Annotated in this window: 23 protein-coding genes; 20 read left to right on the top strand and 3 right to left on the bottom strand. The window is 37.1% G+C overall.

Going from position 1 to position 25,290, the window contains the following annotated elements; translation table 11 throughout:
* The first annotated feature begins 645 nt into the window (after window positions 1–645).
* A complete protein-coding gene (locus NQ540_RS08385) occupies window positions 646–1,704 on the top strand; it encodes a PTS transporter subunit IIC (RefSeq protein ID WP_039848954.1) in 1,059 nt (352 codons plus the stop codon).
* 18 nt (window positions 1,705–1,722) lie between these two features.
* Window positions 1,723–2,649 (top strand): 2-dehydropantoate 2-reductase, encoded by a 927-nt coding sequence (locus NQ540_RS08380; RefSeq protein ID WP_005606194.1) that lies wholly within the window; start codon window positions 1,723–1,725, stop codon window positions 2,647–2,649.
* Between the two features lie 246 nt (window positions 2,650–2,895).
* Here NQ540_RS08380 and NQ540_RS08375 read toward each other — a convergent pair whose 3' ends face one another.
* From NQ540_RS08375 to NQ540_RS08365, 3 genes are read right to left on the bottom strand one after another with little or no spacing between them, the layout of a single operon-like run.
* A complete protein-coding gene (locus tag NQ540_RS08375; protein ID WP_005606193.1) occupies window positions 2,896–3,588 on the bottom strand; it encodes a 5'-methylthioadenosine/adenosylhomocysteine nucleosidase in 693 nt (230 codons plus the stop codon).
* Between the two features lie 3 nt (window positions 3,589–3,591).
* The gene (locus tag NQ540_RS08370; protein WP_005606192.1) at window positions 3,592–4,479 is read right to left on the bottom strand and encodes a MetQ/NlpA family ABC transporter substrate-binding protein; all 888 of its coding nucleotides are present in this window, start codon (window positions 4,477–4,479) and stop codon (window positions 3,592–3,594) included.
* 51 nt (window positions 4,480–4,530) lie between these two features.
* Window positions 4,531–5,004, bottom strand: coding sequence for an S-ribosylhomocysteine lyase (locus NQ540_RS08365; protein ID WP_039848953.1), 474 nt, complete (start codon window positions 5,002–5,004; stop codon window positions 4,531–4,533).
* A gap of 533 nt (window positions 5,005–5,537) precedes the next feature.
* Here NQ540_RS08365 and NQ540_RS08360 point away from each other — a divergent pair.
* From NQ540_RS08360 to NQ540_RS08275, 18 genes are all read left to right on the top strand, one after another.
* Window positions 5,538–6,305, top strand: coding sequence for an ABC transporter ATP-binding protein (locus tag NQ540_RS08360; protein ID WP_039848951.1), 768 nt, complete (start codon window positions 5,538–5,540; stop codon window positions 6,303–6,305).
* Window positions 6,298–8,268 (top strand): ABC transporter permease, encoded by a 1,971-nt coding sequence (locus tag NQ540_RS08355; protein ID WP_005606189.1) that lies wholly within the window; start codon window positions 6,298–6,300, stop codon window positions 8,266–8,268. Before NQ540_RS08360 ends, NQ540_RS08355 begins: the two co-directional genes overlap by 8 nt.
* Window positions 8,269–8,436: 168 nt before the next feature.
* On the top strand, window positions 8,437–9,204 hold the full coding sequence (locus NQ540_RS08350; RefSeq protein WP_039848950.1) for an ABC transporter ATP-binding protein: 768 nt from the start codon (window positions 8,437–8,439) through the stop codon (window positions 9,202–9,204).
* Window positions 9,197–11,158 carry an FtsX-like permease family protein gene (locus NQ540_RS08345; RefSeq protein ID WP_005606187.1) on the top strand — a complete coding sequence of 654 codons (1,962 nt, stop codon included), beginning with the start codon at window positions 9,197–9,199 and terminating at the stop codon, window positions 11,156–11,158. Before NQ540_RS08350 ends, NQ540_RS08345 begins: the two co-directional genes overlap by 8 nt.
* Window positions 11,159–11,392: 234 nt before the next feature.
* The gene (locus NQ540_RS08340; protein WP_039848948.1) at window positions 11,393–12,469 is read left to right on the top strand and encodes an ABC transporter ATP-binding protein; all 1,077 of its coding nucleotides are present in this window, start codon (window positions 11,393–11,395) and stop codon (window positions 12,467–12,469) included.
* Window positions 12,469–13,344 carry a carbohydrate ABC transporter permease gene (locus tag NQ540_RS08335; RefSeq protein ID WP_005606185.1) on the top strand — a complete coding sequence of 292 codons (876 nt, stop codon included), beginning with the start codon at window positions 12,469–12,471 and terminating at the stop codon, window positions 13,342–13,344. The genes NQ540_RS08340 and NQ540_RS08335 overlap by 1 nt, the downstream gene beginning before the upstream one ends.
* Window position 13,345: 1 nt before the next feature.
* A complete protein-coding gene (locus NQ540_RS08330) occupies window positions 13,346–14,164 on the top strand; it encodes a carbohydrate ABC transporter permease (protein WP_005606183.1) in 819 nt (272 codons plus the stop codon).
* The gene (locus NQ540_RS08325) at window positions 14,148–15,440 is read left to right on the top strand and encodes an MBL fold metallo-hydrolase (protein WP_005606181.1); all 1,293 of its coding nucleotides are present in this window, start codon (window positions 14,148–14,150) and stop codon (window positions 15,438–15,440) included. Before NQ540_RS08330 ends, NQ540_RS08325 begins: the two co-directional genes overlap by 17 nt.
* 27 nt (window positions 15,441–15,467) lie before the next feature.
* On the top strand, window positions 15,468–16,763 hold the full coding sequence (locus NQ540_RS08320) for an extracellular solute-binding protein (protein WP_005606180.1): 1,296 nt from the start codon (window positions 15,468–15,470) through the stop codon (window positions 16,761–16,763).
* An 831-nt stretch (window positions 16,764–17,594) separates the two neighbouring features.
* Window positions 17,595–18,140, top strand: a complete 546-nt coding sequence (locus NQ540_RS08315) for a DUF1697 domain-containing protein (RefSeq protein WP_005606178.1) — start codon at window positions 17,595–17,597, stop codon at window positions 18,138–18,140.
* A gap of 176 nt (window positions 18,141–18,316) precedes the next feature.
* Window positions 18,317–19,873: a bifunctional metallophosphatase/5'-nucleotidase gene (locus NQ540_RS08310; protein WP_005606176.1), complete on the top strand. Its 1,557-nt coding sequence runs from the start codon at window positions 18,317–18,319 to the stop codon at window positions 19,871–19,873.
* A 425-nt stretch (window positions 19,874–20,298) separates the two neighbouring features.
* Complete coding sequence (locus NQ540_RS08305; RefSeq protein WP_005606172.1) at window positions 20,299–20,943, top strand: hypothetical protein; 645 nt, start codon at window positions 20,299–20,301, stop codon at window positions 20,941–20,943.
* Window positions 20,944–20,963: 20 nt separating this feature from the next.
* A complete protein-coding gene (locus NQ540_RS08300) occupies window positions 20,964–22,202 on the top strand; it encodes an alpha/beta hydrolase family protein (RefSeq protein WP_005606169.1) in 1,239 nt (412 codons plus the stop codon).
* Between the two features lie 3 nt (window positions 22,203–22,205).
* Window positions 22,206–22,610, top strand: a complete 405-nt coding sequence (locus NQ540_RS08295) for a hypothetical protein (RefSeq protein ID WP_156780436.1) — start codon at window positions 22,206–22,208, stop codon at window positions 22,608–22,610.
* A 14-nt stretch (window positions 22,611–22,624) separates the two neighbouring features.
* Window positions 22,625–22,945, top strand: coding sequence for a hypothetical protein (locus NQ540_RS08290; RefSeq protein WP_005606165.1), 321 nt, complete (start codon window positions 22,625–22,627; stop codon window positions 22,943–22,945).
* Window positions 22,946–23,145: 200 nt separating this feature from the next.
* Complete coding sequence (locus tag NQ540_RS08285; RefSeq protein ID WP_005606163.1) at window positions 23,146–23,790, top strand: hypothetical protein; 645 nt, start codon at window positions 23,146–23,148, stop codon at window positions 23,788–23,790.
* 45 nt (window positions 23,791–23,835) lie between these two features.
* Complete coding sequence (locus NQ540_RS08280) at window positions 23,836–24,480, top strand: hypothetical protein (protein WP_005606161.1); 645 nt, start codon at window positions 23,836–23,838, stop codon at window positions 24,478–24,480.
* Window positions 24,481–24,608: 128 nt separating this feature from the next.
* Entirely contained in the window at window positions 24,609–25,277 is a 669-nt protein-coding gene (locus NQ540_RS08275) for a hypothetical protein (protein ID WP_156780435.1), read from the top strand.
* Window positions 25,278–25,290: the final 13 nt, after the last annotated feature.

Raw genomic sequence — 25,290 nt, 5'->3', positions numbered from 1 at the left:
AAAGTTCAAAAGTGTAACCTTGTCTAATCATTAAGCCGTTAGAAAGCACTCTGCCCCTTGGAACTCATCCCACCATAACGAAGCTTTTTTAAGATTGACTTTAATACATTCCCAGCACAGTGATATTTTCAGAAGAACCAAGATAAAAGATTGTAGGCGTTATGCAAACATAAATTCACTAAGCAGAGATTACGAAGAATCATACGGATCCTATAATCGCAGTGGTGGGGAATCGTATCAAATGCGAGGGAGAAAGACAGAAACACCCTAGATACATTATTGTATCTAGGATGTTTCGTTTTCTTTCCCCCACACAGTTGAATAGGTATGAGCAAACTGTTTACAGTGTAGCTCATACCATTCAACCACTGTGACTAAAGGGAGTTAGGAATTTATTCCTTACTCCCTTTTTGAGGCTTTGAAGGTGAGAGACTTTAGGCTCGAACCGGTACCCCACTACAGCGATTATGGAAACATCCGTAATGATTCGTAGTAATCAAAACTTTTTAACAGGAAACTAATTTTATATTTTGCAGAAAAAATGTAACGGTCTACGGTCTTTTATATGATTTTATAAGAAAATATCACAATACTAGTTGCTGGGTATGCTATAATAAAGCCAATCTTATGAAAGGTGGAAGCTTTATGGAACAAAAGAAATACAGCGGGAAAGAGTTCACGATGAACGTCCTTAACGCACTTGCATTAGGCGTGGTCGTTACACTTATCCCTGGAGCACTACTGGGGGAATTAGTGAAGGCGTTGTTACCAGTATTCCCACAAGGCCAATTGATAATCCAAGCAACACAAGTGGCCAATACATTAATGGGAGCAATTATCGGATTGATGGTCGGTCAATTCTTCAAATTCACTCCAATTCAAACAGGAGCGTTGGCACTAGCAGTCTTATTTGCAGGTGGAGTTGCGAATTTCAATCCTGACGTAAAAGGAATTGTGTTTAGTGGTACAGGAGACATCATTACGATGGGGCTTACTGCAGCGTTAGGAGCAGCAGTCATTTTATGGATTGGCAATAAAGCAAAAGCATACTCTATTATCGTGATTCCAACGGTGTTATTAGTCGTTGTTGGTGGAATAGGTCGTCTTGCGTTACCAACCATCAAAACTTTAACAACCTTACTAGGACAAGGAATCGGAAATCTATTATCATTACAACCCGTTATTATGTGTTTATTATTAGCCGTTATTTTCTGTATGTTAATCGTTTCTCCGTTTACAACAGTAGGGATTGCCGTGGCGATTAGCCTTAGCGGTGTTGGTTCAGGGGCAGCAAACCTTGGAATCTGTGCGGCTGGTTTCGGTCTTGCGATTGCGGGATGGAAAGTGAATCCAAAAGGAACTGCGATTGCGCATTTCATCGGTTCACCAAAAATGTCAATGGCGAATGTGTTGGCAAAACCAAAAATCTTATTACCAATGATGTGTACTTCTGCTGTACTTGGTGTGTTAGCAGCTTTATTGAACATCCAAGGAACCCCTCAAAGTGCAGGTTTTGGGTTCAGCGGATTAGTAGGACCAATCAATGCGTTGAACCTAGCTGAGGGCGGATGGAGTGTGATGAATATCGTTATTGTGACACTTATTTTCGTCGTTGCGCCAATCGCGTTAAACATCGTATTCGTTCATTTATTCGAAAAAGTGTTAAAATGGATTCAACCAGAAGATTACAAATTAACCGTTTAAGAGAAAAGGGGAGTTAAAATGAAAATCGCAATTGCGGGTGCAGGAGCAATGGGATGCCGTTTCGGCTACATGTTAACAAAAACAGGACAAGAGGTGACGCTGATCGATGAATGGCCAGCTCATATCGAAGCCATCCAAAAAAATGGATTGAAAGTCGTTGATGGAGAAAACACAGATACGATTGATATCAAAATTATTCGCCCAGAAGAAGCAACAGAAGAAGTAGATGTGGTCATCGCATTTACAAAATCAATGAAATTAGGCGAAATGCTTGAAAAGATTAAAGCGATTATCCACGAAGATACAAAAGTGCTTTGTCTTTTAAATGGTCTAGGACACGAAGACACAATGGCAAAATACGTTCCTCGTAAAAACATTATTATGGGGGTTACGATTTGGACTGCGGGTATAATCGAACCAGGGGTAGCGCGTTTAGGCGGTACTGGTACGGTAGAAATGCAAGCTGCAGACCCAAGTGGTGTAGCAATTGCTAAAGAATTAGTAGAAGTGATGGACAAAGCGGGCTTGAACGCAAGCTACAGCGAAGACGTTCATTTCTCAACATGGCGTAAAGCGTGTGTAAATGGTACGATGAACGCAACATGTGCGATCTTAGACGCAAACATCGGCGAAGTGTTCGATACTTCAACAGCAGAAGCGATTGTAATGCAAATTATTGCTGAATTTGTCGCTGTTGCGGAAAAAGAAGGCGTGCATTTGGATCCAGCTGCGATGAAAGATTATGTGTATACAGCGTCTAATAAAGTTCGCGGACACTATCCTTCAATGCACCAAGATTTAATTCAAAACCACCGCTTTACTGAAGTGGACTTCTTGAACGGCTTTGTGGCTAGAAAAGGGAAGGAATATGGTATTCCAACACCTTACTGTCAATTGATTACAGAGCTTATCCACGCGAAAGAAGATATTTTGAAAGTTAAATAATACAGCAATATAAAAGAACAATTTAAAGAATCAGTTGGTTGTTGAAAGAGTCATAGTGGGGCACCGGCTTGAGCCTCGCCATTCTTTCAATCAACTGATTCTTTTTCATTGTTCTTTTACGTGAATATTGCTTCTAAATATCTCTTTTGCATCGACTAGCAATTAAATAATACAGCACACAAAATAGGAGCGAGGCGAGTAGCCTGCTCCTTTTTGGGTTTAGCGTTTGCGTATATCTAGGAAGATTTATAAGAAGTTTTCAACGAGGATCCATACTGCTTCGAATGCGTTTTGTGAAGCTTTTTCAAGGGTTTCCTCGAAAGTACCCGGAGCGTCTCCACCAACATGGTCACTGATACCACGGATGTTCAACACAGGGATGTCATAGAAACTAGCCACTTGCGCAATAGGTGCTGCTTCCATGTCGCTGGCTGTGATATCCGGTAATTTAGCACGAATGTTCGCAACCGCATCAACCGAACTCATAAAGGAATCACTTGTCGCGATAAAACCGCTATGGACAGAGAAATTTTGGACTTGTTCGCGAAGAAGCGTGAGTACTTTTTGTTGTAATTTTACATCGACAGGGTAATCGGCTGGCATTTGAGGAACTTGTCCCCATGAGTAGTCGAATCCGGTCGCATCCACATCGCTATAGGCAAATTTCGTAGAGACAATCACGTCTGCTAATCCTAATTCAGGATTAAAACTTCCTGTTGTCCCGGTGTTGATGATGAGATCTGGATGGATTTTATCGCATAACCAAGCACTAGCCGCGGCAGCATTCGCTTTTCCAATACCCGATTGCACGAGAATCAGATTCTCATGCACTTCTAAAATACGAATAGGCCCTTTTGAAAAGATGACGTTTCCTTGAGAAAAATGCTCTTCAAACGGAAGGAGTTCTTCTTTCATGGCAGCAACAATCGCAATCTTCATGAATTATTTCCCCCACACTTCAGAAATTGGTTTATTCACTTCCACTTTAGTTCCGTCGAATTTTTCTGAAATCCATTTTTGAATCTCTGGATCATGATACAGCTCCACTAGTTTTAAGGTTTCTGGATTTTTGGCATTCTCTGCCTTCACAACAATTACATTGATACTAGTAATGGTTGATTCATCCGCTTTTTCATAGAATAAAGCATCTTTTAATACATTTAATCCACCTTCAAGTGCGATGGTGTTTCCGATTGCGATTAAATCAGCATCGTCTAAGACACGTACGCTAGTCGTATCATCAATCATTAAGAACTCAAAGTTTTTCTTGTTTTCAACGATATCACTGGTAGTCCCCGTTCCTTCTTTGAAAGAACTAGATAGTTTAATCAGTCCGGCACTTTCTAATAAACGAAGGGCACGAGTCGCATTATATGGACTATCTGGAAGTGCAATTTTTGCACCGTTTGGTAAGACGTTTAGACTTTTCACCTTCTTAGAGTAAAGCCCCATTGGTTCGATATAAGTCGTACCGATTGGAACGAGTTTGTTGGAATTCGCTTCGTTAAATCCCTGCAAGTATCCAATGGATTGGAATGCGTTGGCATCGACGGTTCCATCAGCCACACTTTCGTTCAATGGCACGCCACCGTTAATTTCTTGTACTTCGATTTTAAGACCTGCTTTTTTAGCTTGTTCAGACTCGGCAATATGTCTCCATATATCCGCATCAGAACCAACGGAAGCAATTTTAACGGTTTTAGGTTCACTGCTTGAAGCCTCTGATCCTTGCGAAGCTTGAGAGCTTGAAGCAGTGTTATTTCCGCAAGCGCCTAAGACGAATGCAGTAGAGAGAGCGATAAGGGATTTAGCAATCGTTTTTAATTTCATATGGGGAGGTCCTCCAGTCTAGGTGTCTAATGTTTCTTACTGAATGAGTGGTTAAATGACTTTTCTCTCGAAAGGATCGATACTAATACCTTGTTCTAATACTTGTTTGGCGTATTCTTTTGCGCCAAATAAGGAATGGTCACGGTAGTTTCCGCACTGAACGGCGGAGACGCCTTGAATATCTTTGAATTGAATCTTCTCAACGATTTCTTCTAGCGTTGATTTCAATGCGCGTGCAATGTCTTCTGGTGATCGTTCTTCCCATAAAATTAAGTGGAATCCTGTACGACATCCAAAAGGAGAGATATCGATAATTCCTTCTAAGCGGTCCCGTAAAAGATCGGCTAAGAGATGTTCAAAGGTATGAACAACACCGGTCGGCATTTCTTGTTTATTCGGTTGTAAGAAACGGATATCAAAATTTGAAATCACATCTCCTTTTCTTCCGTGCTCATTCGCGATTAATCGAACATAAGGAGCGATGACCTTGTTGTGGTCGAGTGTAAAGCTTTCTACTTCAGCCATGTTTATTCCTCCAATCATTGAAACAAAATAAAAAAAGCCCGCACTTCTAGCCAACGCTAAAAGGACGAGTTGAAGTTGTGGTGGCGCCATTACAGTCTTCTTATAGAAGATTACTTCCGTACAACTATACGGTAACTCTGTAACGGGAGAACCCGTATTGTCCTATCAAATCAGACAATCAGCTCAAAAACCTCGTTAAAAATAGAGTGATATTCGGTTTGCGGTAAGCTCTATTTTTGACTCTCTTTTCACAGCGTTTCAAATAAGTTATATAAAGACTATACTAGAAATAAAGAAGATTGTCAATCTCAAAAGCAAACTATAGGAAACGTTTTTATGAAATAGTTCGTGAATTAGTAAAATATACGTACTATAAAGATAGTGTTTTTTTAATTTGTTCGTTTTTATAGTTGGGTACACTGTTGTTTTCGAGCCAAAGAGGGGAAGTCCATAAAATAATAGTAGAATGTCATGAATTTGTAATTTTTTTACGGTATACTAAGGTTAACAATTTTAAAATGAAGGTGACAATAATGACATTATTAGATGTACAGCACGTACAAAAAGTGTATCAAACAAGATTCGGAGCTACTGAAGTAACGGCTTTGAAAGATATTAGCTTCTCTGTGGAAGAGGGAGAATATGTAGCCGTCATGGGGGAATCTGGTTCAGGGAAAACGACGCTTTTAAATATTTTAGCGACTCTAGACCGTCCAACAGAAGGGAAAGTCCTCCTAAATGGTGAAGATATTCAAAAAATCTCAGACAAAGTATTAACGGAATTTCGTCGCGATCATCTTGGTTTCGTATTCCAAGATTTCAATCTGTTAGAAACATTATCGGTGTATGACAACATGGTGCTTCCACTCGTATTGGCTCGTCGACCAATAGAAGAAATGGAAAAGAAAGTGAAACCAATTGCGGAAATGCTTGGGATTGAAGATTTATTGAAAAAATATCCCTATGAATTATCAGGCGGTCAACAACAACGTGTAGCCATTGGTCGTGCCATGATTACCGATCCAAGTTTACTGCTAGCCGATGAACCGACTGGAGCGCTTGACTCTAAATCAGCTAGCAACACATTAGATTTGTTCGATAAAATCAATGAAAATGGTCAAACAATCTTAATGGTAACACATAGTACCGTAGCTGCCAGTCGCGCTAAACGAGTGCTCTTTATTAAAGATGGGTTGATTTATAATCAATTGTATCGTGGAGACAGAACGGATCAACAAATGTTTGAATTAATCTCAGAAACACTCACTGTGATGGCAAACAGAGGTGAGGCACATGTTTAATTTACTTCGTTCGATGGCGATTACGAATTTACGGAAGAACCATTCATTATACTTACCATATGCCCTAGCAACGGTATTGGTAACCGTTGTTCTTTATATTACACATGCCTTATCTGCGATGCCGGAGCTTGCAAGTTTAAACGGTGGTGCCCAGATGGCTAAAACATTGCAATTTGGGGTTATTATTGTTCAAATTGTATCGCTTGTTATTATTTTATATGCGAATGCGTTTGTGATGAAAAACCGTTCGAAAGAGTTCGGTTTATACGGAATCTTGGGTCTGGACCGTAAAAATATTCAATTACTCAGTCTTATTGAATTAGTCATCTTTGCTTTTGTCAGTGTTACTCTAGGGATTGTTCTTGGAATGATTTTCCACCGCATATCCTTTGCCTTATTGTTGGGGTTGATTCAATATTCCATCGGGATTGAATATTCGTTACAAATCGGAAGTATCTTCTATGTGTACTTTACTTTAGCGGTTATTTTCGCTCTGGTGTTCTTTATCAATGCGACAAGATTATATATGAGTCGTCCGCTTGAACTCTTGAAGGAAAAGAAAAAAGGAGAAAAACAAGGTCGTTTTGTTGCCTTCCGTGCCATTGTTGGTTTTGTGATGCTAGGAACTGCTTATACGATGTCTCAAGCCATTGAGTCACCTGTTAAAGCACTTCTTTATTTCTTCTTAGCAGTTCTTTTAGTAGTTATTGCAACTTACATTTTATTTGATGCGGGTTCAATTGCGTTGCTGGCTCTACTGCAAAAAAATAAAAAGTTATTTTACAAACCAACGAACTTTATCTCGATTTCAAACTTAAAGTTCCGTATGCGTAAAAATGCTGCAGGTCTTGCAAGTGTGTGTGTACTATCAACTATGGTTTTAGTGACGTTAGCGACGACAGTGGCCCTACAAAAAGGAACGACTGAAAAACTAGATCAAAACTATCCAACGGCCTATTCCGCAATTGGATATATTATCGACCAATCAGAAGTGAATAAATACCCAGAAATCGTTCAACAAATCAAGGCGCAATCGAAGGGGAAACTTTCTAATGAAAGAAGTTATTTAAGTGTACTTCGCTTTGGTGCTCGCACAGAGAAAGGGTTTGATTTAACAGGGATTCACTCTGGAGACAGCCCAGCTGCAATGTTGACTATTATTTCGGCCGACGAGTATAATCGCTTGTTTGGAACGAAGTATTCGGTAGGAGATAAAGAAATCATTCTAGGTCTTGTCAAAGGGAATGTTACAAAAGTGGACGAGGTGAAGACTTGGTCTGTGGTATTCAATGCGACTTTGAAAGTCAAAGAAATGATTGATGCCCAAGCGTATAAAAAAGTAATGCCTCAGCTTCCGTATGTATCTGATAATATTTATGTGGCGATTGTCCAAGCTCCGATGAAGTTTATGGAACCTTCTGTCGGAAAGGCTATGTATTATTCGTTGTGGGATACAACAACGGAATTTTCTCAACGAGATGCAGAATTCAAAGCGTATCAAAAAGTAGCAAATCAGTATAAAAATGGCAATTTGCTCTTAGCTAGTAAGAATGAAGCGGCTAAGGAATTATATAGCTTTATGGGAAGTTTGCTCTTTGTGGGAGCTCTTCTATCTATTGCTTTCTTTATCGGAGCAGCGCTTGTCATTTACTACAAACAAATTTCTGAAGGGTATGAAGATAGAGATCGATTTGTCATCTTGCAAAAATTGGGAATTGATCAAAAAACGATTAAGAAATCCATCAATCGTCAAGTACTCATCGTCTTCTTCTTACCATTAGTCATGGCGTTTATCCATACGGCGTTTGCCTTTAAGATGTACCGTAAGATTATCGAACTCTTCGGCGTTGACGGTAGTGTCACATTAAATGCAACAATCGTGATTGGAGCTGTTTTCGTGGTGGTTTATCTCGTTGTTTACCAAATTACTTCAAGAAGTTACTTCAGAATTATCAAGCGATAATTGCCTAAAAATATTCAAAGAGGTTTCCGAAGGGAGCCTCTTTTTTGATAAAATTTTTAAAGTGACAAAAATGTAAGAAACGAATAAAAAATGATAGGATGGTGTCATGAATTCACTTTTTATTTCGGTTATACTGTGTTCAACAAATTAAAACAAAGGGTGAAAACAATGACATTATTAGACGTACAACATGTACAAAAAGTATATCAAACAAGATTCGGAGCTGCGGAAGTAACCGCGCTAAAAGACATCAATTTCTCAATTGAGGAAGGCGAATATGTGGCAGTGATGGGGGAATCCGGTTCAGGGAAAACAACGCTATTAAATATTTTAGCGACTCTAGACCGTCCAACAGGAGGAAGTGTTCTATTAAATGGAGAAGACATCCAAAAGATTTCTTCAAAAGTACTAACAGAATTCAGACGTGACCATTTAGGATTCGTGTTCCAAGACTTCAACTTATTAGAAACTTTATCAGTATATGACAATATCGTATTGCCACTCGTTTTAGCAAGACGTCCGATTGCGGAGATGGAACAAAAAGTGAAGCCGATTGCTGAAATGCTAGGGATTTCAGACCTATTGAAAAAATATCCTTATGAATTATCAGGTGGTCAACAACAACGTGTGGCAATCGGTCGTGCAATGATTACTGATCCAAGTTTACTACTGGCCGATGAACCAACCGGAGCGCTGGACTCAAAATCAGCTAGCAACACATTAGATTTATTCGATAAAATCAATGAAAATGGTCAAACAATCTTAATGGTAACACATAGTACGGTTGCGGCAAGTCGTGCTAAACGAGTGCTCTTTATTAAAGATGGATTAATTTATAACCAATTGTATCGTGGAGAAAGAAGCGACCAACAAATGTTTGAATTAATCTCTGAAACGTTAACCGTGATGGCGAACAGAGGTGAGGCACATGTTTAAACTACTAAGTTCATTAGCTGTGACGAATTTGAAAAAGAATCATTCGCTGTATTTACCATTTGGACTCGCAACTGTCATGGTCACGATGATTTCTTATATCGTTCACGCATTATCTTCAATGCCAGAACTTTCCACTTTAAGAGGGGGTTCTTCTATCGCTCTTTCTTTAGGCTTGGGAGTGATTGTGATTCAAGTTGTGGCGCTATTAATTGTGCTTTACGCCAATAGTTTTGTAATGAAGAACCGTTCGAAAGAATTTGGCTTGTATGGAATTTTAGGCTTAGACCGTAAAAATGTACAAATTCTTAGCTTTATGGAATTGTTCTTATTTGCACTCGCTAGTGTAACGGCTGGGATTGCACTTGGGATGGTTTTCCACCGTTTCGCATTTGCGGTTCTCTTAAAACTGATTCAATATCCGATTGGACTAGAGTATCACTTGCAAATCGGTAGCGTCTTCTTTGTATATATTTTCATGGGTGTCATCTTCTTGATTGTGTTCTTCTTAAATGCTACGAAAATTTATACAAGTCGTCCATTAGAATTACTAAAAACAAAGAAATTTGGTGAAACAAAAGGTCGTTTCATGAAGACGCGCGCAGTCATTGGTTTTGTGATTTTAGGACTAGCGTACTATATGTCCCAAACGATTGAAAGTCCGATGGCAGCCATCCTGATGTTCTTTGTTGCGGTTGTTATGGTTGTGATTGCAACGTACATTCTGTTTGATGCAGGTTCTATTGCCATTTTAAGTGCATTGCAAAAAAACAAAAAACTATTCTATCAACCTACAAACTTTATTTCAATCTCCAATTTAAAATTCCGTATGCGTAAAAACGCTGCTGGATTGGCTAGTGTGTGTATTTTATCTACCATGGTATTAGTAACACTAGGAACGACGGTGTCTTTACAAGTAGGAGCTTTTAAAACACTTAATGAATCTTATCCTACGGAATATTCGGTTTCTTCATTTTTGACTTCTAAAGAGGAAGAAGCAGAAGCAAGTAAAGCGATGAAAGATATTCAAGCTAAATCTTTATCAACTGTTAAGAATGAAATTTCATTTGGACAATCCGTTCGTTTTGGTCTTCAAAAAGGGGATTCTGTTGAGATTATGAATTCTTTCTCTGGGGCAGAGAATGTGGTAGCTCTGACGGTGATGTCTCAAGAGGATTATAACCGCATTTTTGGAACGAATCTTTCTTTAAAAGAAAATGAAATGGTAGTGAGCCATACAAAAGGAGACGGCAAAGAGTTTTCAACACTGACTACTGCCAAAAAAAACTATAAAGTTGTTGGTGATTTAAACGATGATAAGTATAAGACGACCTTGCCTCAACTATCAGCCTTAGTGGATAATATTTATATGGTGGTTGTGAAAGACGTATATGACTTTATCAATCCAGGAAATCATGAGAGAGTGCAGTACTATTCACTATGGAATACAGATACAAAAGAAGAAAGTTTAAAAGAAGAATTTGATGCTTATCAAAATATAGATGTAGATCAATATAGTGTCCCTATAGCCATGTCTAGTAAAACAGAAGCTGCGAAAGAAATATATGGATTTATGGGAAGTCTTCTCTTCATTGGGGCCTTACTTTCAGTTTCCTTCTTTGTGGGTGCGGTATTAGTGATTTACTACAAACAAATCTCTGAAGGATATGAGGATCGAGATCGTTTTGTCATCTTACAAAAAATGGGAATTGATCATAAAACGGTTAAACAATCTATCAATCGCCAAGTATTAATTGTCTTCTTCATGCCTCTATTAACGGCATTCATGCATACAGCTTTTGCGTTTAAAATGTATACGAAGATTGCACAATTATTTGGAGTAAATACTCAAATCACATTGATTGCATCGATTGTCATTGGGATTATTTTCTTAATTGTTTACTTTATTGTCTACAAAGTAACCTCTAGAAGTTACTTTAAGATTGTAAAACGTTAAAAAAACGTTCACAAAGAGCAGACTGTTTTGAATAAGAAACCTATTTTGGATGGCTTCTTTCACATTAAAAAAAACACAAAAGGACAAGAGGTTTCTTGTCCTTTTTATGTGCTCAAAAATAGGATAACTGTCTACAATAAAAAGCTTTCAAAAAAAACAAGATTTCGGTTTTCAGAAACTAAAAAACATGGTAGAATAGAATGTATTGAAGTAAATAAAACTGGAGGATTAGTCATGATCGATGTTATTGACTTAAACAAAGTATTCGATAACGGCTTTGAAGCATTGAAGTCAGTAAATTTCTCAATTGAACAAGGAGATTTAGTATGTTTACTAGGTCCTAGTGGATGCGGGAAATCAACAATTTTAAATTTAATCGCGGGATTATTATCACCTACTGGGGGAGACATCCAATTTAAAGGAGATTCAGTTGTTAAGACAGAACCAAAAGACCGTAATATTGGATTTGTATTCCAAAACTATGCGTTATATCCGCATATGACAGTGTTAGAGAACATCATGTTCCCACTAACGGTTGGTAAAAATAAAATTTCTAAAGAAGAAGCTCAAAAAATTGCAGAAGAATATATGCAATTAACGAACATTGAAGAGTTGGCAGGTAAAAAACCTGGTACTTTATCAGGGGGACAACAACAACGTGTGGCCATCACTCGTGCGCTTGTTCAAAAACCTGAAGTGCTCTTACTAGATGAGCCATTAAGTAACTTGGATGCTCGTTTACGTTTGAAAATCCGTGAAGAAATTCGTCGTCTTGTAAAAGAAGTAGGAATTACAACAATCTTCGTAACGCACGACCAAGAAGAAGCTTTATCTATCTCAGATAAAATTATTCTTTTAAACGAAGGGTACATTCAACAACATGATGACCCACAAAACTTATACCTAGAACCAAGTAACTTATTCGTTGCGAAATTCATCGGTAACCCAATCATTAATATTACAGAAGTGGAAATTAAAGACGGTGTGATTACTCACCCATCATTCAACTTACCAACTTCTGAATTATCTCAAGACCGCAAACGTCAAGAATTAGCAGATGGACATTACTATTTAGGAATGCGTCCAGAAGACGTCGTTCCAGCTGCTGAAGGAGAAGGTTTATTCTCTACAACAATTAGTGGGGTTGAGTTAATCGGACGTGAACGTATTCTTCACTTCCCATTAGGCGAACAATACTTGAAATCAATCGTAAGTGTGGAACATAAGATTGAAGAAGGAGACACACTTGCATTTAACATTCTAAAACACAAAATCTTCTTATTTGATAAAGATGGAGCGCGTGTTTACTAATGAGAAAATATAATCCAGAAAACCAACCTAAAGCTTGGTTCTTCCTTCTCCCATCTTTAGGAGTGATTCTCTTATTTAATATTTATCCATTACTTCGTTCGTTCTGGATGAGTTTCCAAAAGGGTTCACTATTAAAATTACAATATACAGGCTTGGACAATTACCAAAAAGTAATCTCAGACCCAATTTTCCATAAAGCACTTATGAACACTGCATTATATGCGTTCGCGGTTGTACCCGTTGCACTACTGATTTCAGTGGTCGTTGCGTGGATTATTTTTGAGAAGATTAAACATAAGAGTTTTTTTGAAACTATCTTCTTCATGCCATATGTTACAAGTACAATCGCTATCGGGATTGTATTCCGTTACTTCTTCAATGGAGACTACGGGATTATCAATTTCTTCTTAGGCTTGATTGGTATTCCGGCTGTTAACTGGCTGGATAATGTAAATATGAGCATGCCAACATTAATTATTTTTGGGGTATGGACAAGTTTAGCGTTCAATATCATTATTTTGTTAGCAGGGTTAAGAAACATCGATTCAGAGCATTTCAAAATTGCAAAAATGTTTGGTGCAACAGATCGTGAAATCTTCTGGCGTATTACTTTCCCTCAATTAGTACCTACAATTGCCTTCTTATCAACAGTAAACTTAATTGGTGCATTCAAAGTGTATACTCAAGTTTATGCGTTGTTTGGGGGAAGTGCTGGTACAGCCAACTCAGCAACAACTGCTGTGTACTATATTTACGATAAATTCCATGTGGCAGGAAGACCAGGGGTTGCCATGGCAGCAACTGTAATCTTATTTGCAATCATTCTTTTTGCAACATTCCTCCAAAACAAATTCCTAAGAAAGGCGGAGGGATAAGATGAAGAAAGTATTTAATGGATTTTCGGTTGCGCTATTAATTTTCTTAGCGTTAATTACAGTATTCCCATTTATTTATATGATTATGACAGGGTTAATGACGTACGCAGAAGCAACAAGCATTCCGCCATCATTTATTCCTAGTTCGTTCCAATTTAGTAACTACCTAGAAGTATTTAGCCGTGCTCCGTTCTTACGTTACTTTGGAAACACATTATTCGTGTCTCTATTTACAACAGTGGCTACGGTCACTACTTCGTTACTAGCAGCCTTTGCTGTCACAAGCTTACAGTTCAAAGGGAAAAATATTGTAATGATGATTTTAGTTTCCTTATTAATGGTTCCATATGAATCAATCATCTTTACAAACTACCAAACAATCGCTCAATTAGGGTTGTTAAACACTTATATTGCGTTAATCATTCCGTTTTTAACAAGTATCTTCTATATTTATTACTTAAACGGATACTTAAAAGGAATCCCAAGTACATTCTACAAGGCTGCTAAAATTGATGGTGCCAGTGATTTGGAATATATCCGTCGCATTTTAGTGCCAATGTGTAAACCAGCGTTGGTAACAGTAGGGATTTTAACATTTATCCAAAGCTGGAATTCATTCCTATGGCCATTATTGGTTACAAATACGAAAGAATTCCGTCTATTGAACAATGGTCTTTCTGCCTTCACAACAGAAGCTGGAAGTGACGTTCATTTACAAATGGCCGCTGCTACTTTAACGGTTATCCCGATTCTGTTAATTTACTTCGTATTCCGAAAAGAAATTATTAGAGGGGTAGCGAAGAATGGTATCAAAGGATAAAACAACGATTACCTTTCATAGCGGAATTTTAACCATTGGTGGGACTGTCATTGAAGTTGCTTATAAAGATAGCCATATCTTTTTCGACTTTGGAACAGAATTCCTCCCAAAATTAGAATTGACCGATGAATCGGTACAAACGCTCGTAAATCATAGAGTTATTCCACATTTAAAAAATGTTTATGATGCAAGAATTCCTTACAAATATGAAGGAGATGAAGATAAAGACTACGCCAATACGGCTGTCTTTATCTCACATGCGCATCTAGATCATACGAGAATGTTGAATTATTTAGACCCAAATATTCCTTTATATACATTGAAGGAAACGAAAATGATTGTGAACTCGCTCAATCGAAATGGAGTATTCTTGCTTCCATCACCATTTGAAGACGAGTCATTTACAAGAGACATGATTGGCTTAGATGCTGGTGATGTGATTAAAGTGGGAGAAATCGAAGTAGAAATCGTTCGTGTAGACCATGATGCCTACGGGGCTGCTGCTTTAATCATCAAAACACCAGGTCACCATATTACGTATACCGGTGATTTAAGACTTCATGGGCATAATGCCGAAGATACGATTGAGTTTTGTAAAAAAGCAAAACATACTGACATTTTAATGATGGAAGGAGTCTCTATCAGTTTTGGTGACCGTCCAGCAGAAGTGGAAGCTTTCAAACCGGAAACTGAGGAAGATGTGATCCGTCAGATTGCTTTTCTAGAAAAAGAAAATCCGCATCGACAAATTACATTTAATGGGTATCCGGCAAATGTTCGTCGTTTTGAGAAAATCGTCGAAGGAACAAGCCGTACTGTTGTTCTTGAAGCAACAATGGCAGCACTTCTTAAAGAAGTCTTCCAAAAAGAAGCTCATTACTACTATCGTGAAGGAGCTCCTCGACTAGAAGAACTCGATCCAGCATTAGAAATTCCATACGAAACGTTATTAGAGGATACTTCAGAGTACTTATGGCAAGTGGTGGATCATTTTGATCGCTTGCAAGAGGGAAGCTTATACATCCATAGTGATGCACAGCCTCTAGGAGACTTTGATCCGAACTATCAACCGTTTCTGGACTTATTGGCGGAAAAAAACATTGAATTTGTTCGCCTTGCCTGCTCAGGTCACGCAAAACCGGAAGATTTAGACCGAATTATTGCGATGATTGAGCCTAAGTGTTTGATTCCAATCCATACGTTAAAACCAGAACTTTTGGAAAATCCGTATGGCAAAAGAATATTGCCGTATCGCGGCGAAAAAATTGTGTTGTAAAAACTATATAACAAAAGGAGAAGAAAAATGAAATTCAAATCTTTAGTAAAAGCGACACTAGCAACAGCATCAGTTGTAGCGTTAACAGCATGTGGAGCTAACTCATCAAATGGCTCACAACAAGCTGAAACTAAAAAAGATATCGTAACAGAGGTTAAATCAGAAACAACAATCACTTTCTGGCATGCCATGAACGGACAGCTTGAAAAAGCTCTTCAAAAATTAACAGAAGACTTCATGAAAGCTAATCCAAATATTAAAGTAGAGTTACAAAACCAATCTACTTATAAAGATTTACAAGCTAAAATCAACTCAACTTTAACTTCACCAAAAGATTTGCCAACAATCACTCAAGCATATCCTAACTGGTTATTCAATGCTGCGAGCCAAGATTCGTTAGTAGATTTCAAACCATATCTTGAAAACGAAACAATCGGATTCAAGAAAGGTGAAGAAATTCGTTCAGACTTAATGGAAGGTGCTCGAATCAACGGAGTACAATACGGTATCCCATTCAACAAATCTACAGAAGTATTATTCTACAATGCAGATTTATTAAAAGAATACGGTGTTAAAGTTCCAACTACTTTAGATGAATTAAAAGAAGCCGCTAAAACAATTTACGAAAAATCAAACCACGAAGTTGTGGGTGCTGGTTTCGACTCATTAAATAACTACTATGCAATTGGTATGAAGAACAAAGGCGTTGACTTCACTAAAGAATTAGACTTCACAAGTGATGCTTCAAAAGAAGTTGTTAAATACTATGCAGACGGAATTCGTGACGGATACTTCCGTACAGCTGGTTCAGATAAATACTTATCAGGACCATTCCAAAACAAAAAAGTAGCGATGTATGTTGGTTCAACAGCTGGTGAATCATTTGTAGCTAAAGGTGCTAAAGAAGCTGGATACGAATACGGCGTAGCTCCACGTCCTGATAAATTCAACTTGCAACAAGGTACTGACATTTACATGTTCGAAGGTTCTACTACTGAAGAACAACGTACAGCAGCATTCTTATACTTGAAATTCTTATCTTCAGCTGAATCTCAATTATACTGGGCACAAAAAACAGGTTACATGCCAACAGTTGCTTCAGTGTTAGAAAAAGATGAATACAAGAAATCAGGTTCTAAAGTTCCTGCAATCTTAGCAGATGCTACTAAGAACTTATTCTCAATTCCTGTAGTTGAAAACTCAGATCCTGCATTTGCTGAAGTTCGTACGATTTTAGAAAAAATCTTTGCAACTCAAAATGGCAATGTGGATCAATTAATTCAAGATTCTAAAGCGCAATTTGATGCTGCGTGGAATCAATAATCACTTATAAAGTTCATTCACAACACAATTACAATGAAAGCCTGGGGAATTTTCCTCAGGCTTTTTGTGTGGAATGAGTGCTGGAATAGGTGTTAGTGCGGAATAGGTATTAGTGCTGTGATGCCCCTTCGGGGAGGCTTTTAGGTGTATGAAGTCCGGTGCGAATTGCTTTAGAAACAAGCGGTTTTTATTGTTGAAAGAGGCCACCGACTCGAGCCGCCTGTCTCTCGTCTTTGAAGCCTCAAAGAGACACTAACGAATAGATTCGTAAGTGTCTCTAATTCGCATTCAATGGATGTTCTCACTAATCTTTCAACAAAACCGCTGTTTCTATCGCAATGGACGTTTTTGGTATACACCTAAAAGCCTCCTGAGGGGAATTCCACACAACAAAGCTGAGGAAAGTTGTGTGGCGTTCTTGAAATTGTGTTCTTCGTTCACGACGAATCGGTGTTGGATGAGGTGATGATTGCTTTAGAAAAAAGCGGTATCTATTGTTGAAAGAGGATTAGTGAGCCACCGACTCGAGTCGCCGGTCTCTCGTCTTTGAAGCCTCAAAGAGACACTAACGAATGGATTCGTAAGTGTCTCTAATTCGCATTCAATGGATATTCTCACTAATCTTTCAACAAAACCGTTGTTTCTGTCGCAATTGATGTTATTCGTGTACACCTAAAAGCCTCCTGAGGGGAATTCCACACAAAAAAGCTGAGGAAAGTTGAGAGGCTTTCCCTAGAATGTGTTTCTCATTCACGACGAATCGGTGCTGGATGAGATGAGTGTCTTTTATGGAGAGTATGTTATAATGAACCGACAGGAGAGGTGATTTGAATGCGATATGTGCTTTTATTAAGAGGCATCAATGTTGGAGGAAAAAATAAAGTCGTAATGAGTGAGCTGAAGGAACTATTAAAGAGTGAAGGCTTCAGTGAGGTGGATTCGTACATTAATAGTGGAAATTTATTTTTTACAAGTAGCGAGAGTATGGAAAAAATCGTTTCGAAAGTTGAAAAATTATTAGAAAAGAATTATGACTTCTCGATTCCTTTTGCGTTACTTTCAAAAGAAACTTATTTAGAAGAAATTGCAAATCTTCCAGAGTGGTGGAACGAAGAATTTGCTAGAAAAGATATTTTGTTTTATTCTCAGGGGACAAATTCGGATGAGGTCGTTGAATTTGCAAAAAATTCTGAGCTTTATAATGAAAAAGTGTATATCGGAAAGAATGCAGTCTTTTGGGCTAAGATGGATGAAGGGGAATTTTTGAAGACGACTTATCATAAGCAGTTGTTGAAGCAACCTTTTTATAAAACGATTACAATTCGAAACGGTAAGACATTTGATAAAATTGCAGAACTACTGCAAAAAGAACAGTAATGTTTATAGAAGAAAATTGATCTAAAAACAGTAAGTCGATGAATTTACTGTTTTTTTATTTAAAATGGAAGAGAAATCAGTGTGTAAGACAGATATGAAGTAGAAAGAAGTGCCTTTATGACAGGGCTTTTTTATGGTACAATAATTTGTGAATTTGTAGAAAGTAGAGGCGCATTATGGAAATAAAAATTATTGAAACAAGTGATATGCATGGGTATGTATTGCCAACGAATTATACTGAAAGAAACTTGGATTTAGGATTCAGTACCGCAAAGGCTGCGACGGTCATTCAACGATTAAAACAAGAAGCTAAAGGACCAGTAATCCAAATTGAAAATGGAGACTTTATTCAAGGGTCGCCTTTAAGCTATTATGTACGTAAAAATGATGTAAAAGTAGCTGCAGATTTAACTAAAGTATTAAATTACTTAGGTTATGATTTAGGGATTCTAGGAAATCATGAGTTCAACTATGGGCTTGACTATTTAAGAGAAGCGATCACGTCTTATAATCATCCTATTCTTTGTGCAAACATTTTAACAAAAGACGGTAAGCCTGCCTTTGGGGAGCCATACAAGGTGTTTGAAAAAGAAGGTGTAAAAGTCGCTGTTCTAGGGATTACAACGCCTTATATTCCAAATTGGGAACAACCTGCAACGGTGAAAGATTTAGTATTTGTGAGTGCGTTAGAAACTGCGAAGAAATATGTTCCAGAAATGCGTAAAGTGGCGGACATTGTTGTGGTAACTTACCACGGAGGATTCGAGTGCGACCTTTCATGCGGGGACCCAACAGAGTTATTAACAGGAGAAAACGAAGGGTATGCGATTGCGACTCAAGTAGAAGGAATCGACGCCTTAGTGACAGGACACCAACACCGAGTGATTGCCCAAAAAGTGAATGGGATTCCAGTGATTCAGCCAGGATACCGCGGAGCATATGTGGGTGAAATCAGCTTACAAGTGGAAAAAGTAGACGGGAAGTATACCGTTGTTTCAAGCGAAGCAAAACTTCATCCAACTGAAGAAGTTCCAGCAGATCCTAAAGTTGTAGAAATGTTTAGCGACTTACAAGCAGAAGTAGAAGATTGGCTAGACACAACTGTTGGAACAGTAGTCGGGGATATGACGATTAAAGATCCTCACGAAGCGCGTTTAAAAGAACATCCATATGTTGAATTTATTAACAAAGTTCAAATGGATGCCAGTGGTGCAGATATTTCCGGAACGGCGTTATTTAATAATGATGGACGTGGGTTTAATTCTGAAATTCGCATGCGTGACGTGATTACGAACTACATTTATCCAAATACATTAGCCGTTCTAAAAGTGAGCGGAGCGGACTTGAAAGCGGCTCTTGAACGAGTAGCTACTTATTTCATTGTTGAAAATGGAAAAGCAGTCTTCAATCCTAAATATGTGGAGCCAAAACCTCAATTCTACAACTATGATATGTATGAAGGAATCGAGTATACTTTAGACTTTACAAGACCATTTGGAGACCGTGTCACACGTTTAGACTATCATGGAAAACCAGTTCAACCGACTGATGAATTAGAAGTGGTGGCAAATCAATATCGTGCAGTTGGTGGCGGAAACTATAGTATGTTTAAGCCGGAGAAGATTGTGCGTGAGGTGCAGATTGACATGACGGAGCTCATTGCGGAATACTTGCGCAAACATCCAGTCATCGAAGCAACAGTTAACAACAACTTTAAGACTGTGGTGAAATAATATAAAGACACTTCAAACTCCTCAGAGTTTGTTATAGAAAAGCATTATAGGATACCGGTTTGAGCCTTAGGTCTCAAACCTACCAAGCTTCAAACAGTCTCTACGAAATGAATTTCTAGAGACTGTAATTCACATTGGTTATCATCCCCTATAATGCTTTCTATAACCTCTGAGGAGTTTTTCGTGTTATCAGCGCTTAAGTTAATGTATTGCTTCGATGAAGTTAGAACAAATATTCCTTCATTCGAAAGAAGGAAAAGCTAGTATAGAAGGAATTCTAATCTTGGATTTTGATACGCCATTTATTAACGGAGTAGACAGGAGTTTAAATTTTGGAAATTGAAAAGTGTTTATGATGATATATTGTGTTTTTTGTGAAGTGTGATATGATTAAATCAACAAACTCAACAAGAGAGGTGTTCTGTATGATAGTGAAAAGATTTATTAAATTTAGTTTTTTGGGGGTATTACTAATGATTCTTTTTGGATGTAATGAAAGAAATAGTAGAGCATACTTGGAGGACAGAATAGGGAATCAAATTAGTCGAGTGTATCCGACGAAAAAATTGGAAGATTTATTTGAGCAATTTCCTAATGGGTTTACGATTTATCAATCTTATCAGTTGTCAGATAAGTTCATTGATATAGTATTAGATGGGGTTGAGAAGGGGAAGCCTATAGAAGGAACGATAAAAGTAATTAATAGAGATAGTGGGGCTGAGGAAAAGAAAATCGCAGTTACGTATGATGCAGGAAAGTATTCATACGACAATGAAGAAGAGGCAAGAAAACTCTGGCCGTTAGAAAAGTTTTTATTCCAAGAAATGACGTTGAATAAAGAGATTTTATCGAAATTTAAACTGAAGGATACTTACTACAACCGTAATAGTGGTGGTTTTGACTTAGAATATATCGTTAAAAACGAACAAATCAACGAGTTTCTTGGGCTTGAAAACCAACCGCAAGTTACATTAGGTTTCCATGGTAGTAATGCGAATAGAGGTTATTACTATACGCTTACAGTTGAGCTAGACAGAAACTTTAAATTTAGAGAACGAATTAGTGAGTAATTGGTACAGGGGATGAGTATATGGGTAAAGTTCAAGAAACCGGAAGCTTGATACCTTCTTTAGATGGGTCTAATCTTTCATATGAATTTGAGAAAGAAAGAATTACTAACCCAAATGAAACAGATAATTCTGTTGTAATTAAGAATGTGGACGAGAGGAAAAAAGTTCCTGATAATTTAGAATATCTTGATGATTTTTATGATAAGATAACAGGGACAAGTGGGACGGCCTTTCGTGATAAAAATACTGGTAAGATAATTGTTTCTTATACTGGGACCAATCTGGATGGGAATGCAGGGGAAGATATTTATGCCGATGCTTCAGGTATTTTCTTAGGAACAGGCTTTCACTATAAACCTGCATTTGAATTCTATGAAAAACTTGCAGAAAAATATGGTTCTGAGAATTTAATTCCAACTGGTCATTCGCTTGGTGGGAACGTCGCGATGCGTGTCGCGCTCAGGTATAATTCAAAGATGGCAATAGTTTATAATCCCGCTCCGCTTTATATGAAAGGGATTCAAATAAAAATTAGTCCCATAGTTTCTCAAAATATTAATCAAATAAATGAGGATATTGCGAACTATACTGGTAGAATTGTTCGTATCGTTGCAAAAAATGATCCGTTAACAAACACAAGTGAAAATTCCAATGGCGTATTTGTAGGAGATAAATTTACTCTGCCAATTTTGAGTGGACATGGATTAGACCTTATTGTGGAAAATGCGAAACAAGTTGCAAAGATATTACGAATTATTAATGCAGAAGAACAATTGGTTTCGACAATAGAAATGGTAAGTAGTAGGATGCAATCTCTAAAGAAGAGAAAAAGATCCTTTGCCAACTCTAATTCTATTAGCCTCGAAGGGGTAACAAGTTCTCAATTGATTTATCTAGATGCAATGCAAGCGCAAACTCTTTCAGAGGGATTAATTAATGTGTCAACATCATCATTAGAACTAATAGAACATTCGGGGGAAGGGACTCAATATAAAGCACAGAGTTTGTATGATTCTTTAACAAATTCTAATTTAGGATTGAGTCTAAGTCCAGATGAATTATTATCAGCCTTTGCAGAAGCAGGAGTTCATTATGACTCGATTGTTGGTGAAATTTCTCGTCGTTGTAGTGACAAGGAAAAAGAAGTCCGAAATATTGTGGATGCATTTAATAGATTAAAAACTAATCTTGATACTGGCATTCAGGCTTTGATTGAAAAAGATAAAGAATTAGAAAATATGTTTACATTAGAAGGATAACCAGTGATGAATGATAAAGATGAAGTAGTCATAAAAATAAAAGAAGCCTATTTGAGATTAGATGATATAAAAGATAAGTTTAATAAAGAAAAAAAGAAACTTGAAAATGAGTTGAGTGAATTAATGCATTTTGAAAAATCTATTTCTAGATGGTTAGAAGATAAATATGACAGAGTTATTTATGATTTAAAAAAAGACAATGAAGATAGTGAAGAAGAGTTAAATAGATTAAAACAAATTTTTAATGCCTACTCTGAAGCTAATAAGAACCAATTTGTACTCAGAAGACAAGCTGTCGAAAATAATGTTGATGATTTATATGTTCATTATAGAGAAACGGTTCGTGTGCAAGAAATGCAAATTGAAGAATTACAAAACAAATTTCGAAAGCTAAATACTGAAGAATAATAAGAGGAGAAAAAATGTTTAGATTTTCTGATGAAGCAGAACGTACTATGAATCAAATATATAATCAATTTCCAGGTGATGTATATCATGGACTTTCGACACTAGCTAAAGCATTTGATAAACTATTAGTGCGATTAATTTACGCACCTAGGAGAATAGAAATAAGAAATCGCTATTTAGAAGAATATAATATTGCTCTTTCAAAGATTGGAGAAAAAGCAAATCAAGAAATTCGTAAAATCAATTCAGAAATTGATGAAGAAATTAAAGGGCAATTTTCAAAGGCTATTACTCAATCCATTGAGCATGAAAACGAGAAATGGTTAAGTTTATAGAATGTCAATAAAATGTTAATTGAAGAATAAGAAAGGAATTAAGCGGCTTTGCTTAATTCTTTTTCTTTACATTTTAAAGTTTTGTTATAGATAGGAATAGTATTTGTGAAATTGGAAATGAGATTTTGATAAGGGTGTATCGTTTCGTTTGTAAAGTATGATATGATTAAAACAAAAGGTCATGTAGAGAGGATCCGAGTATGAAAGGGAAAAAGGTATTTTATATTGCACTGTTTTTTTCAGTAATCACAATACTGTATGGATGTAATGAAAGAAATAGTAGAGGCTATTTAGAAGACCGAATAGGGACTCAAATTAGTCGAGTGTATCAAACGAAAAACTTAGAAGATTTATTCGAGCAATTTCCGAATGGCTTTACGATTTATCAATCTCATACTGAAGGAGAATATCGAATCAAGGTTGAACTTACAGGAGACCCTGAAACAAAGATGATTGCGGGAACCATAAAGAAAGTAAATCGAAAAAATAGAGAGATAACTTCTCAAGTGGAAGTTAAGTATCAGAATGAGGAGTTCTCTTTTTCTGATGAAAAATTAGCAACGGAACTTTGGGGATATAAAAGATTCTTGTTCCAAGAAATGAAGATAGATAAGGATGTAATGTCGCGTTTAAAACTGAAAGATAAATCATACAATCCAAAAAATGGGAGTTTTGAGATATATTACGCTATTCAAAACAGTGGTTTAAATCAATTTTTCGAATTAGATGAATCAGAAGTGTTAGATATATCGTTTTATGGAAGCAATAGTAATGCTGGATATTATTATACTGTGTCGGTTGAAAATAAAGCTGGATTAGAGTTTAACGAACGAGTGTATGATTAACTGCTTGATAATAGGATAAAAACGTCGTGAAGAAAGGATTAGCTTATGAAAGGGAAAAAGGTATTTTATATTGCACTGTTTTTTGCGTTAATCTTTATGCTGTTCCGATGTGAAGGAAGAGATAGCAGAGAATATTTGGAAGAGCGAGTTGGGATTCCAATCAGTCGAGTTTATCCAACGAAAAACTTAGAAGATCTATTTTTGGAATTTCCTAATGGGTTTACGATTTATCAATCTTACCGTTTGGAAGGTAAATTCATTGATATAGAATTAGACGGGGTTGAGAAGGGGAAACCAATAGAAGGAACAATAAAACAAATCGATATAAAAAGTGGAGCCGAAGAAAAGAAAATTGCAGTTACGTATGATAAAGGGAAGTATTCATACGACAATGAAGAAGAGGCGAGAAAGCTTTGGTCATTAGAAAAGTTTTTATTCCAAGAATTGACGTTGAATAAAGAGGTTCTTTCGAAATTTAAGCTAAAGGATACTTACTACAACGGTAATAACGGTAGCTTTGAAATAGATTATGTCGTTAAGAATGAACAAATTAATGAGTTCCTTGGGCTAGAAAAGAAACAACAAGTCACATTAGGGCTACATGGAAGCAATTCAAATAAAAGATACTACTACTCGCTTACAGTCGAGATAGATAAAAAATTAGACTTTATTGAAAGAATTGAAGAGTAAGAAAGGAATTAAGCAACTTTGCTTAATTCTTTTTTTGTTTCAAAGTTTAGGATTTTATTAGGGAATGTGGTGGTGAAGGTGGGATATGGTATGATGAAGGCACTGAATTGCAAAGTGAGGTTTTGTGTGTGAAGTTAAAGAAATGGTCGTGGATTGGGCTATTGATGTTATGCGTGACGATGTTAGTGGGATGCCAGGGGCGCGAAAGTCGTGGGTATCTTGAAGAGCTAGCTAGGAAAGAATTAAGTCGTGTGTATCCGACAGAAAATATTGAAGATTTATTTGAGCAGTTTCCGAAGGGATTTACCGTAAGTCAGATGCGTGTAGTAGGTGACGCGAATGTATTTGTTTATCTTGAGGCTAGGGAAAAAGGGAAACCACTAGTTGGGACGATTAAGCAGCTCAATTCTAAAACAAAGGAAGAAGAGAAAAGTATTACGTTCCAATATGTGGATGGAAAGTTTGTTTTTGAAAACGAAGAAGAGGCGAAAAAACTCTGGCCACAAGGAAAGTTCTTATTCCAGGAATTGCAATTGAATAAAGATATTTTAGCAAAAGCAAAATTGGTAAATAAGAATTATACGAAGAAAGAAGAAAGTCCTACTGGGGATAATGAATTTTATCTGAAATATAACATTCAACTTCCAGTGGTTAATCGAATTTTGGGGATAGACGAATCGCAACCGATAGATTTTTCTATTTTCGGGTACGATGAGTCCAAAGGATTTGAATATGAAATTGGAGCGCACCAAGATAATATAACGACTTTATGGGAAATGATACGAGAAATTAGGTAAAAGAAAAGTCGAC

The sequence above is a fragment of the Granulicatella adiacens ATCC 49175 genome (genome assembly GCF_025150565.1).
GTDB classification, from domain to species: domain Bacteria; phylum Bacillota; class Bacilli; order Lactobacillales; family Aerococcaceae; genus Granulicatella; species Granulicatella adiacens.
The sequence above is the reverse complement of the archived record's forward strand: the minus strand, read 5'-3'. Positions and strand labels throughout refer to the sequence as shown.

Coding starts and splice junctions, on each gene's coding strand:
- NQ540_RS08385 (WP_039848954.1), top strand. CDS start 646: ATGGAACAAAAGAAATACAGCGGGAAAGAGTTCACGATGAACGTCCTT.
- NQ540_RS08380 (WP_005606194.1), top strand. CDS start 1,723: ATGAAAATCGCAATTGCGGGTGCAGGAGCAATGGGATGCCGTTTCGGC.
- NQ540_RS08375 (WP_005606193.1), bottom strand. CDS start 3,588: ATGAAGATTGCGATTGTTGCTGCCATGAAAGAAGAACTCCTTCCGTTT.
- NQ540_RS08370 (WP_005606192.1), bottom strand. CDS start 4,479: ATGAAATTAAAAACGATTGCTAAATCCCTTATCGCTCTCTCTACTGCA.
- NQ540_RS08365 (WP_039848953.1), bottom strand. CDS start 5,004: ATGGCTGAAGTAGAAAGCTTTACACTCGACCACAACAAGGTCATCGCT.
- NQ540_RS08360 (WP_039848951.1), top strand. CDS start 5,538: ATGACATTATTAGATGTACAGCACGTACAAAAAGTGTATCAAACAAGA.
- NQ540_RS08355 (WP_005606189.1), top strand. CDS start 6,298: ATGTTTAATTTACTTCGTTCGATGGCGATTACGAATTTACGGAAGAAC.
- NQ540_RS08350 (WP_039848950.1), top strand. CDS start 8,437: ATGACATTATTAGACGTACAACATGTACAAAAAGTATATCAAACAAGA.
- NQ540_RS08345 (WP_005606187.1), top strand. CDS start 9,197: ATGTTTAAACTACTAAGTTCATTAGCTGTGACGAATTTGAAAAAGAAT.
- NQ540_RS08340 (WP_039848948.1), top strand. CDS start 11,393: ATGATCGATGTTATTGACTTAAACAAAGTATTCGATAACGGCTTTGAA.
- NQ540_RS08335 (WP_005606185.1), top strand. CDS start 12,469: ATGAGAAAATATAATCCAGAAAACCAACCTAAAGCTTGGTTCTTCCTT.
- NQ540_RS08330 (WP_005606183.1), top strand. CDS start 13,346: ATGAAGAAAGTATTTAATGGATTTTCGGTTGCGCTATTAATTTTCTTA.
- NQ540_RS08325 (WP_005606181.1), top strand. CDS start 14,148: ATGGTATCAAAGGATAAAACAACGATTACCTTTCATAGCGGAATTTTA.
- NQ540_RS08320 (WP_005606180.1), top strand. CDS start 15,468: ATGAAATTCAAATCTTTAGTAAAAGCGACACTAGCAACAGCATCAGTT.
- NQ540_RS08315 (WP_005606178.1), top strand. CDS start 17,595: ATGCGATATGTGCTTTTATTAAGAGGCATCAATGTTGGAGGAAAAAAT.
- NQ540_RS08310 (WP_005606176.1), top strand. CDS start 18,317: ATGGAAATAAAAATTATTGAAACAAGTGATATGCATGGGTATGTATTG.
- NQ540_RS08305 (WP_005606172.1), top strand. CDS start 20,299: ATGATAGTGAAAAGATTTATTAAATTTAGTTTTTTGGGGGTATTACTA.
- NQ540_RS08300 (WP_005606169.1), top strand. CDS start 20,964: ATGGGTAAAGTTCAAGAAACCGGAAGCTTGATACCTTCTTTAGATGGG.
- NQ540_RS08290 (WP_005606165.1), top strand. CDS start 22,625: ATGTTTAGATTTTCTGATGAAGCAGAACGTACTATGAATCAAATATAT.
- NQ540_RS08285 (WP_005606163.1), top strand. CDS start 23,146: ATGAAAGGGAAAAAGGTATTTTATATTGCACTGTTTTTTTCAGTAATC.
- NQ540_RS08280 (WP_005606161.1), top strand. CDS start 23,836: ATGAAAGGGAAAAAGGTATTTTATATTGCACTGTTTTTTGCGTTAATC.